The following is a 15,607-nucleotide window of genomic DNA, read 5'->3' as shown; positions in this document are numbered from 1 at the left end:
AACTCTTCCGGATAAGGCTTGGGCACAGCGACATCCTTCCCACCCGCCCTACAGGGCAAGCCAGTTCAGATGTCACCCGATCGTGCATCAGACCCCCTCGATCTCGGGGTGACCGCGCAGCCAGGCGGCCAGCGGCTCGGCGTCCCGGCCCGGCAGTACATCGACCGGGCGCCGGGCTTCCAGGTCCACCAGGATCGTGGCGTAGGAGTCGCCCTTCCGCAGCGCGAAGTCGTCGACGCCCAGAACCCGCACGCTGACCTTCGGTAACTCCGGTAACCCGCGGAGGAGTTCAAGGAGTTTGTCCTTGGCGACGCGGATGCTCAGCGCGGCCGCGAGCCGCGCACCTGGCCGGCCCGCCAGACACGTGGCGATCGAGGTGAGCAGAGTGCGCAGCAGCGGCGTGTACCGGGCATGCGGGCTGGTCAGCCCTTCGATCTGCTCGGCGAACGTCACGGACGAACAGTGCGGATTGCGGCACTTGAACCGGCGCATCATGAGTTCGACCACCGTCGGGGCTCCGCCGACGGGCGCGTCAGCGAGCCGGCGCGCGTACCGGCCGTGCACACGCCACGACACCACCCCGCATCTTGGACACCTTGCAGTCGGTACCGCGGAGTGGGCGCAGAACGTGACCGTTCCGGCCGCACGCTCGATCGACTCGACCACCACACCGGCTAAATGCGGCAGCAACCGCCCCAAACCCCCTGAACCGCACACCCGGTAGATGCCCAGTTCAGGCAGGTGACGTCACAAGATCCCCGACAGAGCCGAATTCCCTGATCGTCCACAGGCCACACCTTGTAGGCCGCGTCCGCGTCGTCGCTCATGTCATCGTCGTTGACGGTCAGCTTCGCCAGGGCCCGCACATACTTGTCGTGCACGCCCAGCCGGCGCGCCACATCCCGCACCGAAGCCAGCAAGACCTGCAACGTCGTCAGTCGCTGCTGACCGTCGATGACCTGCCGCGCCGGCATCGACCCCGTCGGCGTCGGCATCTGATCCAACACCACCGCGCCGAGGAAATGCGGATGCGTCTCCTCCTCTGTCAGGCGGCGCTGCACCAGCGCGGTCACGTCCTCCCACAACGGCCGCCAGTTACGGTCCTCGGACCACACATACGGCCGCTGGAAAACCGGCACCACCAGGCGCTGATCCGGACCGAACAACTCCCGCAGCGTCATCGCCTTCGTATCCACCGCTGCCCCTCACCCAGAAGCCCCCACGGGAACAGGCGCCCGCCGTCGGGAGGAGACCACGCCCTCGTCATCTACGGCTCTGGAGTTCCTCGCCCCACCCTGCGGAGGTGTGCACAGACGCCTGGGGTACGGCCCCCGGGAACCGCCCCACGCAGCATGCAGGACACCGCAGGCAACGATCCCCCTCAGCAACCGTGCCACCCGTTCCTCACTGTCACGAGCACACTACTGCCTGCACCACCCGTCAACTCCCAGCATCTGCAGAACCGGCAGCGCTCGAGCCCCTACACCGCCGCCCACGCCCGGAAGCCAGCGGTGTGGTTGAGCACCAGAGCTGGTCCGTGTCAGCACGCGTTTCCCAGTGCACTGGCCATATGGTCGTGGCGTCCCACAGGATCCCTTCCAGGGCAGTGGCACTGTGACAGCCCGCCAGGGCACGGCTCGGCTTGCCCGGCGGGGTCGTGTGACACAGCAGGCGCAGGCAGTTGGAGGTAGGCGCCCTCGCCACGGTGCTGCTCGACGAGGCGGAACAGGGGCAGGAGTTAGGTGCCGTTGAAGGCCTGCGTGGTCATGCCCCCACGGTAGGAACCGCTACCCGCGCGCGGGTAGCGGTTTTCCCCGGCCATGGCAGGCGGGCAGTCGCGCCGGGGCGGTGGAGCAAGGCCTGGTCCGCCGCCCCGCGGGGCGAGTGTTCCCGCCCGTGCTTTCCGAAGGAATACCGGCCCGGGGTTGAGACGGCGGCAAGGACGGGCCACTTACCCTAAGGGAATTCCTGAATTCCGTGAACAGGCGGGCCACGCATCCGATTAACTCACCCACGGACGCGTCTTGTTCTCCGGGGACTTCCGTCCGTGCCGTGCTCGGCGTGAACCTCCACGCCGGGCACCCCACGGATGGGAGACCTGGATGGGCACTACGCACACCCCTCCGCCGCTTCGGCGGCGGGCAGTAGAGAGGGTCGGGCGCTGGCGCTCGCGAATGCGGCTGAACCACGGCCGCGTGAAGCGAGTCCTGTGGCACACCTGGCTGGCAGTTGCCCCTGCCGTCGCCAGTGTGGTCCTGGCCTGGCTTCTACGCGGCCGGTAGTCCGCTCGGGCGAAGCCCCTTCGCGTCGGAAGGTGTGTTGGGGCTTCGCTCGCTCCGGATGGCGTGCACCGAAGCGCGCGCCACCGCAACGCATCCGCAGATGCGTTGGCGTGAGCCATGCTACGGGCTGACGATTTAGTGTGCAGGGTGTTTGACTAAATCCGCAGCACCAAATGATGCCGGCGAATGATCCAGTTGACGACCTATTCGCCAGCCAAATGGCCACCAAATATTGGATCCCAATATTTGACCGCCGGACAAATGACCGCGGTATCAAAGCTGGAACAAAGTTCGCGCGCGGCGCCGGCCGCGCCACGTTGGCCGCCGCGGCCGTGCCAGCAGCCCCACAGCCTGTCCGCAGGGACTGTGCGGCACCGCGACGTCCCGGCCGGGCACCGCCCGCCGCAGTCCGCCCCTCACCTCCGCCTCGCGCCCGGGCGCAGCACGGGAAGGGCGCAGCAGGTGCTGGTTCAGGCGGCCCTGGACACCGGGCCAGTCGCTTCCACGACCCTGGGTAGGGGGGCCGCACCCGGTGCAGTGGGCGAGGTAGAGCGCGGAGGCGGGGGTGTGCGCGGGGGCGGGGGCGACGGCGTAGGCGCGCCCTTCGATGAGGTGGCCAGTGAGGGCCACGGGTGCGGGCAGGTGCAGTCCCGTCCGGTGCGATCGTGGTGATCGGTCATTGCCGGTCCCCCTGCGACCGGGAGCGGCGGCTGTCCGACGTCCGGTCGATCTGTTGGGCCACGGCATCGACTTCACCGTCGCTGTAGGCGGTGCGGACGCCGGAGGGGGTCATGCCGCTCGCCTCGGCAAGGGAGTCGAGCTTGTAGGGGCGGTTGCCGTGGAACTCCCGCCCGTAGGCGAGCAGCAGGCGGATCTCGTGGTCGGCAGCCTCACGCCGGGCGCGGGCGTTGCCGAGCGCCAGCAGCAGAGGGTCCTCCTCCAGGCCGTCGCACTGAGCCTGGAGATCGGCCGCATCGTCCTTGCGGGCCTGCTCCGCCTGCTCACGGGCGTCGACGTAGAGCTCCTCCGGCGTGACGTCACCGGGCTGAGGCACGGGGGTACGGATGGCTGCGATGTCACCGATCAAATCCATAAATGCGACGATCGCAGAAAACTGCGTTCACCGCAATATTGTTTCCGGAGTCAACTCTCCTTATGAACCGGCCAGTTGCTGACGCGGCGGGTGCGGCACGAAGGAGTTCGCGCCCGCAGGCACGCGCTCCGCAAAGCGCCCTGGAGATCTCCGTGCCAACCGGATTCGGTGATCGGCCGAACGGTGCCGAGACATTTCGCTATGCTGCCGCGTACCAGCGGGGTGCGCTCAACTCCGCTCGCGGACCAGCGCAGTTAGCCGCCTGCTCCCTCAGGATCCTGCCGCGGCTTTCCACGTTCCGCCCGGCTCCCGCACTTCTTCCAGGCCTCGTCGCCGTCACGGCACGGGGTTTCGCATGCCCGCATCCCCGCCACCTCCCGAGTGGTCCCGCTGGGACGGTGCGCAGTCGCCGTCAAGTTCAGTGGCCCCGCCCATCCGCCACGGGGAGGGAGCGGACAAGCGGGGCCGGCCTGGGATTACCAGTGGACGGTCTGGCCCTGCGGGGTAACGCTGACGGTGAACTCCTCAGCCGCCGGTGTGCCGGCGGCGTGCCAGCGGCCAAGCTGCTCCTCGACGGCGTCCCAGAGGGCATCCGGGCCGTCCTGCCGCACGATCCAATGGCCGTCCTCCTCGTAGAGGGCAGCCCACGAACCAGATGCGACGTCGACCAAAACGTCCTCGGTGTGCCCCTGCCGTTCCATCGTCAGGCGCTGCGCGTGCGGTACGGCGAACTGCACGACGAAGCGAGACGTCCAGTCGTTCAGGATGTCGGCCCCGATGATGGCCTCGCGCTCCTTTCCCGTGCTGAGATCGGGAAGCAGGCCAAGCGGGGGTGGCGTGTGCGGGCGGGCGAGCATGAAGCTGACCTGACCGCTCAGCAAAGGCCCGGACGCGGTGCCGTCGTCGTGGACCGTCAGGCGCGCAAGTTCCGAGGAGCCGAGCCAGCCGCCGATGGTCGTCAGGATCAGCCCGCCGGGCCGGGTCTGTTCGATCCAGGCCGCGGGAACTGTGTGCACGCTGCAGGTTGCGATGACCCTGTCGTACGGGGCGCTGTAGGGGTAGCCGAGGAGGCCGTCACCGCTGATGAGCGTGGGGTACACGCCGAGTCGGCCGAGGGCCGTCCGTGCCCGTGCGGCCACGTCCTCGTCGTATTCGATCGAGGTGACGTTCTGCTCGCCCAGCCGCATGCTCAGGACCCCGGTTGAGTATCCGGTGCCGGTCCCGATCTCCAGCACCTGCAGCCCCGATTCGACCCGGAGGTCTTCCAGCATGCGCAGGACGAGAGAGGGGAGGGTGCTGGAGCTGGTGGGCTGGCGCATGATCTGGCCGCGGATGTCCGCCGGCACGATGATGCCAGCGATCTGGGTGACCAGCGACTCGTCCCTGTAGCAGGCTTCGAGCCAGTCGGCTTCGTCTTCCAGGACGGGCGCCCATGCCGAGGGTACGGCGCCGTCTACCCGGCGGAAGAACCCGCCACGGAGGAATTCGTGACGTGGAACCGCATCGGCGGCTTGCTTCCACGGCGCCGTGCGCAGGCTGCCGTTGACCGTCAGCGTGTCGATGAGTTGCTTGTGGAGCTGCTGGGCTTGGTCGGTCACGATGTCCTCTCCAACAGGTCTGCCAGGGCTGCGCACATCGGCAGGCCGGTTTTGGGTTCCAGCCAGTACCACTGACCGGAGGGGTTGCACTCCAGGAACCACCATCGCCCGTCGTCGCCGATGCAGAAGTCGAAAGCTGCGAAGACGAGCCCGAAGTGGTCCATGTAGCGGTGGAGTGCCTGCTCGATTCCCGGCGGTGGTCCCACGGGGGTGTACGTCAGGCGGTCATAGTCGGTACGCCAGTCCAGGAGGCCGGAGTCGATGCGGACACAGAATGCCTTGGAGCCGATGACGGTCACGCGTACGTCGGCTGTCTTGGGGACACGCTTTTGGAACAAGTGCGCCGTGCCGGCCACGCTGTCGTCGATGTCCTCTGCGGCCACCTCGGCGATCTTGACGACGTTCGAGACACCGTCGACCAGGTACACGGGGTTATGCAGCGGCTTGTAGACGACACAGGCGTGCCGCTTCACGAAGGATCTAGCGGCGTCGGGGCTGGAGGTGATGAGTGTGGGCGGCACCCGGAAGCCGGCCTCTACTGCTGCGGCCAGCCCAGACGGTTTGAACTCCGCGTCCCCGATGCGGTGCGGGTGGTTGACGTAGAGGCAGCCAGGCAGCGACGTCAGCACTCCGCCGAGTCCGTACCTGGCCTGGGTGGTGGCGAACCGGGCGTCCTGCTCGCTCAGGTGAGGAAAGGCGAAGCCGGTCGGGCGGCGGTAGTAGCAGGCGCGGATGGTGGCCAGATCGGCGGTGCGGGACGGGGTGAGGAGCCGTCCCTGGAGGCCGTGTTGAGTGATCTCTGCCTCCACCGACAGTGATGCGGGGAAGTCCCCCGAGTCGAGCCGCACGATCGGGATGTCCCGGTCGTGCAGCTCGCGGATCACCACGTTGGCGGTGGGGTCGTGCAGGCTGGTGACGACCAGCACCGGGCGTGTGTCACTCACTGGTCGCTGTCGCTGCCTGTGTCGGAGTCCTGGGTGGATCCGTTGCCGTCAGGGCTGGTGCCCGTGGACGGGCTGGTGCCGGTGCTGGTGCCGTGGCCGGGCATCTCCATGACCCGGCCGCCGGAATCGAAGAACACGGCGGTCTGGGTGGCCGGGTCCAGCCGGGCGGTGGTGTGCTGGGGTGCCATCGTGGGGTACGGCGCCATCCGGCTCACCCCCCCCCACGGGGACGGGGTGACAGTTCCCTGCGGGACCGCGGGACCGGTGGGCAGACGGTCGGAGTGGACAAACATGGGTCTCCTTCGTGTCGCAGTGGTGGAACCCGCCTGATCGACGGGTCAAGGGACAGGGCTCCAGCGCCATTTCCGCCAGCGCCAACTACCGTTGTCATACGGGCGTTGGACGGGATGAACGTCGATGCCGAGGTGGGCGTCGTGGTCGATGGCAGTGGTGCGGTGGCTGGCGTCCACCCAGGCCTTGGTCATGCGCGGGTGGCCGACCCCGAACAGGGTTGGGGAGCCTGGGATTTGGCACCCCGTACGGGCCAGGCCGGTCTAGTGGCTGGTGCCGAGGGCCATGCCGATCACCAGGCCGCACGAACCGCTGATGCAGATGATGAACAGGACCCCGGCGTACCGGCCGATGGCGCGCATCACAGCTCGGCCTGACTGTTGCCGTTCTTCACGGCCAGACGTGCGCTCAATTCCTCCCGGGCACTGAGCGCCACCACGTTGTCCGGCATGGCATCCCACTCCAGGCCGCCACGGATCGGCCGCATCTGCACACGGCCGCCGAGCTCACCCATGACGATGCCAATACGTTCCCTGCCGCTGTCCTTGGCCAGTTCACCGACGCCTGGTCTGGTCTGCTGATTGCTCGCCATGAACAGGAGCATTGCGATTCAGGGATGGCTGCCAAAAGGTCCGGCTGATTACCCAACTTGGGTAATATCGCGGCAAGTAGAGAATCAGCGACGTTGCGTAGCCCTCACAGTGTGGGAGCTTGCCCCATGCCCGACGCCGACCGGCCGCAGGAACTTCCTGCCAGGCTGCTCACCGATCCCGAGATGATCAATGCGTGTCGGGTACGGGACTTCACCAGAGTCTTCCGGCTGGTGAAGATCAGGGCGGGCATCTATCCGTCGATGATCGCCAGGAGATGCGAGCTGACTCCCAGTCGCGTGGGCGAAGTCATCGCCGGCCGCCGCCAGTTGCTGCACATGGACGTCATCGAGCGCATCGCGGACGGCCTGCGCATCCCAGGACACATGCTCGGGCTTGCCCGCCGATCTTGGGAGACGCCGCAAGCTCTCGTCGTCGCCGAGCGCGAGGCACCTCAAGCGCCGGAGCCGGAGCAGCAGACACCCGTGTCCCTGCCGGGGCCGGATGTGGACAGCATCCTGGCCATGGCCACACGAACAAGCCTCAGCGCAGCCACACTTGAAGCGTTCCGCTCCTCTATCGAGGACTACTGGCGACGAGATGACCAGCACGGCGGCGAGGCTCTGAGGCCGGCCGTCGTCGGTCAGCTCCGGTATGTGGTCGGGCTCTTGAAGGAGAGCCGACCGGCGTCCATCCAAAACGGCCTGTACGGAATCGCGGCCGAGCTGGCACGCCTCACCGGCTGGACGTATTTCGACGCCCGCCAGTACAACCAGGCCCGCGCGTACTTCACCGAGGCCCTGCAACTGGCCAAGCAGATCGATGACCGCCAGTTCATGGCCAACGTCCTTGCCTGCATGAGCTTGCAGGCGACCTACCAGGACAAGCCTGCGGACTCCCTGGCACTCGTGACCGCCGCCCAGGACCAGGCCCGCTCCGCTGTCGGCACCACCCCACGCGTCCTGTCCATGCTGTCCATGCGCGAAGCCTTCGCCCATGCCACCCTCGGCAACAGGGACTCCACTCACCGGGCGATCGGGGAAGCACACCGCCATTTTGAGCAGATCCAGGAAAGCGACCCGGACCCGTCCTGGGTGACCTACTTCGACGAGCCGAAGCTCATCGTGGACACCGGCATCGCGCACGGCCGGTTGGGCGAGGCAGCGACGGCTGAACCGCTGATTGCAGATGCCTTGCGTCGGGAAGACCGCACCAATCAGCGCGGCCGCGCCTTTCACGCGTTCTGGCTGGCCCGTACGCAGCTGGACCAGGGCAAGCTTGACCAGGCGTGCCACACCGCCACGCACGCTCTCAAGCCCGCGTCGGCGGTGGCCTCGGAGCGAGTGACAGGCCATCTCAGGGAGTTCTACGACCAGTTGGCCCCGCACAGGCAAAAGCCCGTGGCCCTGGCCTTCGAGGCGCGGCTGCGGGAACTCCTCCCATCGGTCAGCGGATCGCTTCGTCCATGAGCAGGTACAGCAGACCGACGAGCGATCCGCTACTCACGATCTCGCGGCGGTCGATCATCCCCCGCACCTGGCTGAGGGGGATCCACTCGATGCGGTCGGACTCGTTCTTCTCCGTGGGCGGCCCGACATAGGTCGCGCCATCCGCGCGGAAGACATGGTGCTGCGAATCGGTGATCCCGTTGGCCGGCTCGGCGTAGATCAGGGGTTTGACGGGACCGGGGCGCCAGCCGGTCTCTTCCAGTACTTCGCGGGCCGCCGCCTCCTCTGGGGACTCGCCTTCCTCGACGAGCCCCATGGGCAACTCCCAGGCCCACGAGTCCGTGATGAAGCGGTGCCGCCACATCATCAGGACCTCTTGGCGGTCATTGACCACGGCGGCCACGGCCAGGTGCCGGAGGCGAACGACGTGGTACTCCCACCTGCGCCCGTCAGGCTGCTGGACGTCGACCAGACACAGATTCACCCAAGGGTTGGTGTAAATCTGTCGCTCACCGTGAGTCTTCCACTCCATACCTGCGGCCCCTCTCGATCGGTCTCCAGGATCTCAGACCGATCCAGACGCGGACGCAAGGTTCGACCCTTTTCGCGTCAACATGACGAAAAATCCGTGCGCTGGCCCCCTGCCGCGGCCTACCTGATGAACCGGGGAGTCGAAGTGCTGCTGTTGGACACGAGTCACGCTATCCCAGCGGCATTGGATGCCACGACCGGCATCCAGGACACCGGCACCACCATCGACGTCCACTGGAAGGTTGAGCCCGACCACCGTCACGTGCTGCTCGTCCTCAACGGCCGCCTGCCCAAGCCGTTCCACCTCGCGGTCCGCTTCACCAGCTCCGTAGACGAGGAGCGCACATTTGCTCATGCGCACCGTCCTGCCGATGTACCTGCGCCCCGCACACCGCTGAGGCAGCAGCGGCCGATCCGGTGAAGGTGGCATCTGAGCAGCCGGGTTCGGGCTGGAAGAGCGCCCCTGGTGCGTCAACGTCCGTGCGCAGACCGCGCGCACGGCTGCGGAGGGCTTGAACGCCTGTCGTGCGATGTCCAGTTGGAGGCCGGAGCGCAGCAGGTCGGTGGTGTGGGCGTCGAAGTCGGCGAAGTCTGACGGGCCGTAGGCCCACAAGGCGGCGAGGAGGGAGCCGCCGGAGATGCCGGAGACGACGCGGATGCGGTCGAGGAGATCGCGGTCGTGCAGGGCGCGCAGGCAGCCGAGGTGGAAGGCGGCGGCGCGGGCGGAGGCGGCGACGGCGGTGGCGACATGGATGGGTTCGGTGGCCCCCGCCCGCGCCCTCGTCCTCATCGCCGGCGGACCGGCCCTCCCAGCTTCTTGGGACACGAGCCCGGTGCCCCAGGACAGCCTGAACTTCGACGACGGCATGACCAGCCGATACGCGATGGACCTGGTCCCCAACGATGGCAGCGACACCGGCGGCCTGGCCGTCGAGTGGGCGCCTGGAATGACCAGCATCAAGGGAGGCTCCGACGGCACCGAGAACGACAACTTCGGCATGTTCGGCACCCGCTTCACCACAGGCGGCCCAGACCCATCCGCTGGCGGCACGTACGAATTCACCGAAGACGTTCGTGAGCAGACCGTCACACGCGCCAGCGTGATGAAGCAGGTCACGGTGGCAGACGAACAAGCGCAAACGTGGACCGTCGACACCGACGTCCTGCCGGACCACAACCACACACGAACGGCAGTCCACCTCGTATGGTTCCTGCCGTCTTCCCACTACGTGCTGTACGACTACGGAACCCTGAAACCCAAGCGCACAGCAGAGATTGACGCCATCGTGAAGTCAGCCAAGCTCACAAAGGTCGACATCCCACTGGACTGCATAGATGCCGTCGACTACCTCGATACCGCTGCTGCCGGCGGGAGTCCACAGGGAGACGACCCGTCACAGAGCTGCCTCGACATGACCGTGAACTCCGCAGGCACACAGGACACCGCTGCGGACGAGAACGCGCTGGATCCTGGGACCACGAAGTCCATGACCGCTCCCGCCTGCCTCAGCCTGATCAGCGTGTACAGCGTCACGTACGTGGCGGGCGACGCCGGCTATACCCGGGCCCGAAGAGACTGCGACTTCCCCCGGAGCCGATAAGCGTTCTGCCACACGCCCTCGGCGGCAGCCGAGCCGGGACACACGATGCGCAGTCAGCGGCTGCATGATGCCGCCTACCAGCCCACCCGGTACGGGCAGCGGCTCAACGCGTGGGCCCGCCGGCATGTGGAGCACGTGGCCGACGACGAGCACCCCGTCACCGGCCACCTGCCGCCGCTCTCGACACTGGAGGAGTCCAACGCCCTGTTGCGACGCCGCCGGAGGTGCTGGGGAGGCGACCTTTCAGCTGATCAAGGCCCGTGTAAGCCACTTCTCGATCAGCCTTCCATCTGATCTACTACGGCTGGATATTGTGAATGTCCACTTGCGGAAGGTTCACATATTTGTGACGTCACGCCACTATCGCGTGGTTTGAGTGACGATGATCGGCGTGAAGGGCCAGAGGAGCATGCAGGAAGAAGTAGTACACATCGCCCTCAAGGGTGACGTCGTTGCCATGTGTGACGCTCCGATCGACCGTTCAGCGCCCCGAGCGGAAGAACCCGAGCAAGCGACCTGCCAGGAGTGCATCGACACCTACATCGAAGGGTGGGCCGCAGCGCAAGAGGAACGCCCAGCAGGTACGCCTCCAATGCCCACGTATCCGCCCTCTGCGGGCAGGCGCCCTCCCAGGCTCCTGGTCGCCGCTGGAATCGGCTTGGCTCTTGCTGTCGGCGGTGTCGTGTACGCGTTCGCGGGCGGACGGAACGGAAGCGTGCCTGTAAGCGGCTCGGTCGTCGACTGCTCCCAGACTGAACTGTGGCAAGCCAATGGAAGTGGGACGACGCGGCCGGCGCGGATCGCGCAACTCCGTTTCGCCAATGACGGAGATGAGCAGGAGACCTTCTCGCCGCAAGTCGACGGCGTGACGCTTGTAAAGAATGACGGCAGTCCAGCCAAGTACACCCTTGCACCGCATGGCTCGACAATGATCACCTATCCCATGAACCCTGTGAAATACGGGGCTACCGAAGGAAGTTGCTGGGCCTTGGACGTCACGTCTGTTCCATGAGGCGGCTGTCCTTCTAACCTTCATGACGGCCCGTTGGTCTATCTGGCGGGCCGTTCCGGCTGGCCTGCCTGATCACGAGCAGGTCGGAGGCCCGGCTGTCGAGCGAGCCCACCCTCCGCAAACGCATGAAGCACGGCGTCCTGGCCGCCCTGGACTAGCGGATCTCGATCAGGTACAGATGCCGACCATGACCAAGGACGAGACCGCCAGCTACATCAAGCACCACCTATCGCCGGACGGTCCGACCCGCTGTTCTCCGCGACGCCGTCGACCTGATCCACCTCACCAGCCGCGGCCTGCTCCGATCGGTCAACAGCATCGCCTTCAATCCCTCATCGCCGCGTTCGCCGACGAGAAGAGCATCGTCGACGAGTCCTAGTTTGCGATGCGACGCCTGTACTGATGTCGCATCAACTACGCTCTAGGCCAGGCGAGTTCTGCCCCGGAGCTCCGGGACGAAGCCGGCCCGGATGCCAGCACGGTCACGCCGGTACATACATCGGCCCGGCGGCTCTTCGTGGTGACGCCCCTCAGCGGCCCGCACCCAACGCCTCACAACCCCGGTAGTCGAGGACGTCGAGCAGCCGCTGGAGGGCACCGTGCCCGGCTGCGGTGACGACAACCCCTACAACTGATCCAGCGCCGCATCGCAGGCGGACCCCACGGCGTTGACTCGTCGTGGGGTCCATGTCCTGCTCCGAAGTGAAAGTGAGTGCCCAGTGCCAACGCCCCGTCTCGACTTTGCCGACCTGTCCGCCACCGTCCGCCACGCCATTGAACGGAAGGCAGGGCCGGTACTGGAGGTGGACGGCGTCAGCGCCGGCCTCAACAGCGAACTGACCGTCCGTCTGACGACCCAGTCGGGCACGTATCGCGTCAAGGGGCTGCGCTCGGATCACCCACGCGTCTGGACGCAGCAACGGGACGCCCCGTGACGGCACCCGGCGGGTGCCGAACACACAACCACCCAGCGGGCGCGATGGTCGATGAGCGGAGCGGCGCGCGGTCCGCGGCCGGTGGCGTAGGCGAGGAACACACTGATCTGGCAGTTCTCGGTGCGTCCGGGGGCCTGTAATTAAATAACTGTCAGCGACGGGGTTCGGTAAGAGTCGCCCGGGTGTGTAACTGTTCCAACGTGCGGGCTGCCGATCCCGGTAGAGGCGAGACGACGACCTGGTGCAGGTCCAGGAGCCTGTTTCCGTCCTGGAACTGGTTGGACAAGTTGGTGCGAGTGACGCCCAGCAAGTGGGCCAGGAATGTAGTGGTCACCGCTCTGCGGCGGCGCAAAATGGCTGCCAGGAGCCGGTGGAGGTGGTCCACGCTGCTGGTTTGCGGGTGAAGGTAGCTTCGCGGGCGGTGAAAGCGTCGCTGGAATGCCGCCTCGGCCATGGCGTCCCAGTAGGGTTCCGAGACCGCCACCAAATGCTCGAAGGCGGTCCGTGGCATACCGGTCAGGGCCGGATCGGTAAGCATCCTGGTCAGGTCCGGGTCGATCCGGCGAGAGCTTGCTGGCGTCTCTGGCGTTCGAGGTGGGACGGGAGCCAGTGTGTAGTTCCAGTCGCCGTGGAAGGCACTTGGTGTGATCGGGAGGGCGTGGAACTCGGCGGGAGTGACGCTGATCCCCAGGTCATAGCTGCCCGTGTCCAGTTCGGCCTCGATGGTCAGACCGGTACTCGTGGTTGTGGCGGCGATGGTCTCGATGACGATCTGGTAGCTGGTCAGCGGCCGCCCCCGCCAGTTCGCGGTGATGTGGCAGAACATCCGGTGCTCGATCTTGTTCCACTTCGAAGTTCCGGGCGGTAGGTGGCAGACCGATATCTCCTGAGCTGCTCTGAGTTTGGTGGAGTCCCTGATGCCAGGGTTACGATCCTGGCGAAGGAGATTCACCAGCACCATGCCAGCACCCCGTAAATACCCCGACGAGCTCCGCGAGCGCGCGATCCGCGAGGTCCGCACCTCCGGCCGCCCGATCGCGCACGTCGCGAAGGACCTGGGCATCCACAAGGAAGCCCTGCGCGGCTGGGTCCGCCAGGCCGAGGCCGACCACGGTGAGCGGGACGACCGTCTCACCACCGCCGAACGCGACGAGCTGAAGCAACTCCGCAAGGAAAACGCGGAGTTGAAGCGGGCGAACGAGATCCTCAAAGCCGCGAGTGTCTTTTTTGCTCAGGAGCTCGACCGTCCCCGGACGAGGCCGACCAGGTGATCAACCACCTGCGCGAGAGCGGCCTCGGGGTCGGGCCCGTATGCCGGGAGCTGGACCTGTCGGAGTCCGCGTATTACGCACGCAAGAAGCGGCCGAAGTCGGCACGCCAGCTCCGTGACGAGCAGCTCATGCCCCTGATCGAAGAGATCCACGCCGAGTCCGGCGGCACCTATGGAGCCCGCCGGATCACCCGCGCCCTGCGGCGCAAGAGGGCGGACGTGGCCCGCTGCACCGTCGAGCGGCTGATGGCCGAGCTGGACATCGAGGGCGTCATCCGCGGTCGGCGTCGGCGCACCACGATCCCCGAGCCGTCGGCGCCCCGCCCGCCGGACCTGGTCGACCGCGACTTCACCGCTTCGGGCCCGGACCAGCTCTGGGTCGCGGACATGACCTATGTCAGAACCTGGTCGGGCTGGGCGTATGTGGCGTTCGTCCTGGACGTGTACTCACGAATGATCGTCGGCTGGCAGGTCGCCGACCACATGCGTACCGAACTCCCGCTGGACGCCCTGGAGATGGCACTGTGGAGACGCCGGATCAAGAAGGACTCCGGCCTCATCCACCATTCGGATCGCGGCAGTCAAGGCGGATTCAATCGGTCGTTGCAACACCTCGTCCCCGGAGGTGTTGATGGGCAGGCCAGCAGGGTGGATGGCGGCGTTGACCGGGCGGTCGCCGATGAAGTCCCCGGGTGCGCCGGCGCTTCGACGGGAGGTCGAACGTCAGTTCTGGCGAGAGATCGCGAAGGGGCTGCTCGCCGAGGAGGCGGCAGCTGCAGTCGGCGTATCCCAGGCAGCGGGTTGCAGGTGGTTCCGGCACGGTGGCGGCATGCCACCGATGGACCTTGCCCCGCAGTCCGGCCGGTACCTGTCCTTTCACGAGCGTGAAGAGATCGCGATCCTGAAGGGGCAGGGCATCGGAGTCCGGGAGACCGCGCGACGTCTTGGCCGGGATTGCTCGACAGTGTCCCGGGAGCTACGCCGCAACGCCGCGACCCGTGGCGGCCGGTTGGACTACCGGGCGTCGGTCGCGCAGTGGAAGGCCGATCTTGTGGCTCAGCGTCCGAAGACAGCGAAGCTGGCCGCGAACGACCGGCTGCGCGACTACGTCCAGGAAAGGCTCTCGGGCCAGGTCAGCCGCCCGGACGGGACGGCACTGGGGCCGAAGGGCACGGGCTGGAAAGGAAGGAACAAGCCGCACCGCGGCGACCGCCAGTGGTTCATGGCGTGGAGCCCGGAGCAGATTGCGAACCGGCTGAAGGTCGACTTCCCGGATGATGAGTCCATGCGGATCAGCCACGAGGCTATCTACCAGGCCCTGTTCATCGAAGGCCGGGGAGCGCTCAAGCGCGAGCTCGTCGCCTGCCTGCGCACCGGCAGGGCCTTGCGCGTGCCCCGGGCCCGATCCAAACGGAAGTCATGGGCCCACGTCACGCCCGAGGTACTGATCAGCGAGCGGCCAGCCGAGGCCGACGACCGAGCCGTACCGGGACATTGGGAGGGCGACCTCGTGATCGGACTGGAGCGATCGGCGATCGGCACGCTGGTTGAGCGGACAACCCGATTCACGCTGCTCGTCCACCTGCCCCGCCAGGACGGCTACGGCATCGTCCCGCGTACCAAGAACGGGCCGCCGCTCGCCGGCTATGGCGCGGTGACGATGAAAGATGCGCTTGCGGCCACAGTCGGCACTCTGCCCGGGCAACTATGGCGGTCGCTGGATGGTGTCCCGCCGAGTGGTGTAGGCGGTCGAGGGTCGTGAACGCGCGGGTGTCTGCCCGGGGCGTGCATCCGCTGTCGATGAGTGCTCCCTGAACAAGGGCAGGCCATCGCGCAAGTCTCCCTGGTGAACGGGCAGTTCAACCGGAGGAGCGCACGATGGCCTTGTCCCAGTCTGACCTGATGCGGCTGCTTCAGTCACTACGTACGGCCGACGGAGTTGAGACGATCAGGGTGCTGTGTGAGCGCGTCCTGCAGGAACTCATCGAGGCCGAGGCGACCGAGGCCATCGG

General features: G+C 66.8%; 13 protein-coding genes and 5 pseudogenes. 8 read left to right on the top strand and 10 right to left on the bottom strand.

Annotated elements, in window-relative coordinates:
• Nucleotides 1-87: 87 nt before the first annotated feature.
• From ACZ4RZ_RS49645 to ACZ4RZ_RS49615, 7 genes are all read right to left on the bottom strand, one after another.
• Complete coding sequence (locus ACZ4RZ_RS49645) at nt 88-666, bottom strand: transposase family protein (protein WP_467754255.1); 579 nt, start codon at nt 664-666, stop codon at nt 88-90.
• A gap of 8 nt (nt 667-674) precedes the next feature.
• Entirely contained in the window at nt 675-1,196 is a 522-nt protein-coding gene (locus ACZ4RZ_RS49640; RefSeq protein ID WP_467754254.1) for a DUF262 domain-containing protein, read from the bottom strand.
• Nucleotides 1,197-2,958: 1,762 nt separating this feature from the next.
• A complete protein-coding gene (locus tag ACZ4RZ_RS49635; protein WP_467754253.1) occupies nt 2,959-3,375 on the bottom strand; it encodes a hypothetical protein in 417 nt (138 codons plus the stop codon).
• Nucleotides 3,376-3,851: 476 nt separating this feature from the next.
• Nucleotides 3,852-4,973 carry an ATP-grasp peptide maturase system methyltransferase gene (gene tgmC, locus ACZ4RZ_RS49630; protein ID WP_467754252.1) on the bottom strand — a complete coding sequence of 374 codons (1,122 nt, stop codon included), beginning with the start codon at nt 4,971-4,973 and terminating at the stop codon, nt 3,852-3,854.
• Complete coding sequence (gene tgmB, locus ACZ4RZ_RS49625; RefSeq protein WP_467754251.1) at nt 4,970-5,917, bottom strand: ATP-grasp ribosomal peptide maturase; 948 nt, start codon at nt 5,915-5,917, stop codon at nt 4,970-4,972. The genes tgmC and tgmB overlap by 4 nt, the downstream gene beginning before the upstream one ends.
• Nucleotides 5,914-6,210, bottom strand: a complete 297-nt coding sequence (gene tgmA / locus ACZ4RZ_RS49620) for a putative ATP-grasp-modified RiPP (protein ID WP_467754250.1) — start codon at nt 6,208-6,210, stop codon at nt 5,914-5,916. Before tgmA ends, tgmB begins: the two co-directional genes overlap by 4 nt.
• A 359-nt stretch (nt 6,211-6,569) precedes the next feature.
• Nucleotides 6,570-6,812, bottom strand: coding sequence for a hypothetical protein (locus ACZ4RZ_RS49615; RefSeq protein ID WP_467754249.1), 243 nt, complete (start codon nt 6,810-6,812; stop codon nt 6,570-6,572).
• A gap of 114 nt (nt 6,813-6,926) precedes the next feature.
• Between ACZ4RZ_RS49615 and ACZ4RZ_RS49610 the strand changes: the two genes are divergently transcribed.
• A complete protein-coding gene (locus ACZ4RZ_RS49610; protein WP_467754248.1) occupies nt 6,927-8,267 on the top strand; it encodes a hypothetical protein in 1,341 nt (446 codons plus the stop codon).
• On the opposite strand, the gene ACZ4RZ_RS49605 is transcribed toward ACZ4RZ_RS49610, so the two are convergent.
• Nucleotides 8,245-8,778, bottom strand: coding sequence for an NUDIX hydrolase (locus ACZ4RZ_RS49605; RefSeq protein WP_467754247.1), 534 nt, complete (start codon nt 8,776-8,778; stop codon nt 8,245-8,247). The two genes, ACZ4RZ_RS49610 and ACZ4RZ_RS49605, sit on opposite strands and share 23 nt — an antisense overlap.
• Nucleotides 8,779-8,961: 183 nt before the next feature.
• On the opposite strand from ACZ4RZ_RS49605, the gene ACZ4RZ_RS49600 reads away from it, so the two are divergent.
• Entirely contained in the window at nt 8,962-9,198 is a 237-nt protein-coding gene (locus tag ACZ4RZ_RS49600) for a hypothetical protein (RefSeq protein WP_467754257.1), read from the top strand.
• A gap of 123 nt (nt 9,199-9,321) precedes the next feature.
• On the opposite strand, the pseudogene ACZ4RZ_RS49595 reads toward ACZ4RZ_RS49600, so the two are convergent.
• Nucleotides 9,322-9,567: pseudogene (locus ACZ4RZ_RS49595) on the bottom strand (patatin-like phospholipase family protein); the annotation flags it as partial.
• 43 nt (nt 9,568-9,610) lie between these two features.
• Here ACZ4RZ_RS49595 and ACZ4RZ_RS49590 point away from each other — a divergent pair.
• Both ACZ4RZ_RS49590 and ACZ4RZ_RS49585 read left to right on the top strand, forming a co-directional pair.
• Complete coding sequence (locus ACZ4RZ_RS49590) at nt 9,611-10,378, top strand: hypothetical protein (RefSeq protein WP_467754246.1); 768 nt, start codon at nt 9,611-9,613, stop codon at nt 10,376-10,378.
• A 1,731-nt stretch (nt 10,379-12,109) separates the two neighbouring features.
• Entirely contained in the window at nt 12,110-12,325 is a 216-nt protein-coding gene (locus ACZ4RZ_RS49585; RefSeq protein WP_467754245.1) for a hypothetical protein, read from the top strand.
• Between the two features lie 140 nt (nt 12,326-12,465).
• Here ACZ4RZ_RS49585 and ACZ4RZ_RS49580 read toward each other — a convergent pair.
• Nucleotides 12,466-13,211, bottom strand: a pseudogene (locus ACZ4RZ_RS49580) (ISAzo13-like element transposase-related protein); the annotation flags it as partial.
• 73 nt (nt 13,212-13,284) lie between these two features.
• Between ACZ4RZ_RS49580 and ACZ4RZ_RS49575 the strand changes: the two are divergent.
• From ACZ4RZ_RS49575 to ACZ4RZ_RS49560, 4 genes and pseudogenes are all read left to right on the top strand, one after another.
• Nucleotides 13,285-13,596, top strand: coding sequence for a transposase (locus ACZ4RZ_RS49575; protein ID WP_467754244.1), 312 nt, complete (start codon nt 13,285-13,287; stop codon nt 13,594-13,596).
• Nucleotides 13,593-14,171 (top strand): annotated as a pseudogene (locus ACZ4RZ_RS49570) (IS3 family transposase); the annotation flags it as partial. The gene ACZ4RZ_RS49575 and the pseudogene ACZ4RZ_RS49570, both read left to right, overlap by 4 nt.
• A gap of 76 nt (nt 14,172-14,247) precedes the next feature.
• Nucleotides 14,248-15,315: pseudogene (locus tag ACZ4RZ_RS49565) on the top strand (IS30 family transposase); the annotation flags it as partial.
• Nucleotides 15,316-15,473: 158 nt separating this feature from the next.
• Nucleotides 15,474-15,607: pseudogene (locus ACZ4RZ_RS49560) on the top strand (IS256 family transposase); the annotation flags it as partial.

It is taken from the genome of Streptomyces sp. NPDC027189 (genome assembly GCF_055566975.1).
Note: the sequence above shows the minus strand (reverse complement) of the source record. Positions and strands in the feature narration are given on the sequence as shown.

What these genes read in the sequence shown, in the direction of transcription:
- ACZ4RZ_RS49610 (WP_467754248.1), top strand. Translation starts at nt 6,927, where the DNA reads ATGCCCGACGCCGACCGGCCGCAGGAACTTCCTGCCAGGCTGCTCACC.
- ACZ4RZ_RS49635 (WP_467754253.1), bottom strand. Translation starts at nt 3,375, where the DNA reads ATGGATTTGATCGGTGACATCGCAGCCATCCGTACCCCCGTGCCTCAG.
- ACZ4RZ_RS49605 (WP_467754247.1), bottom strand. Translation starts at nt 8,778, where the DNA reads ATGGAGTGGAAGACTCACGGTGAGCGACAGATTTACACCAACCCTTGG.
- ACZ4RZ_RS49575 (WP_467754244.1), top strand. Translation starts at nt 13,285, where the DNA reads ATGCCAGCACCCCGTAAATACCCCGACGAGCTCCGCGAGCGCGCGATC.
- ACZ4RZ_RS49615 (WP_467754249.1), bottom strand. Translation starts at nt 6,812, where the DNA reads ATGCTCCTGTTCATGGCGAGCAATCAGCAGACCAGACCAGGCGTCGGT.
- tgmA (WP_467754250.1), bottom strand. Translation starts at nt 6,210, where the DNA reads ATGTTTGTCCACTCCGACCGTCTGCCCACCGGTCCCGCGGTCCCGCAG.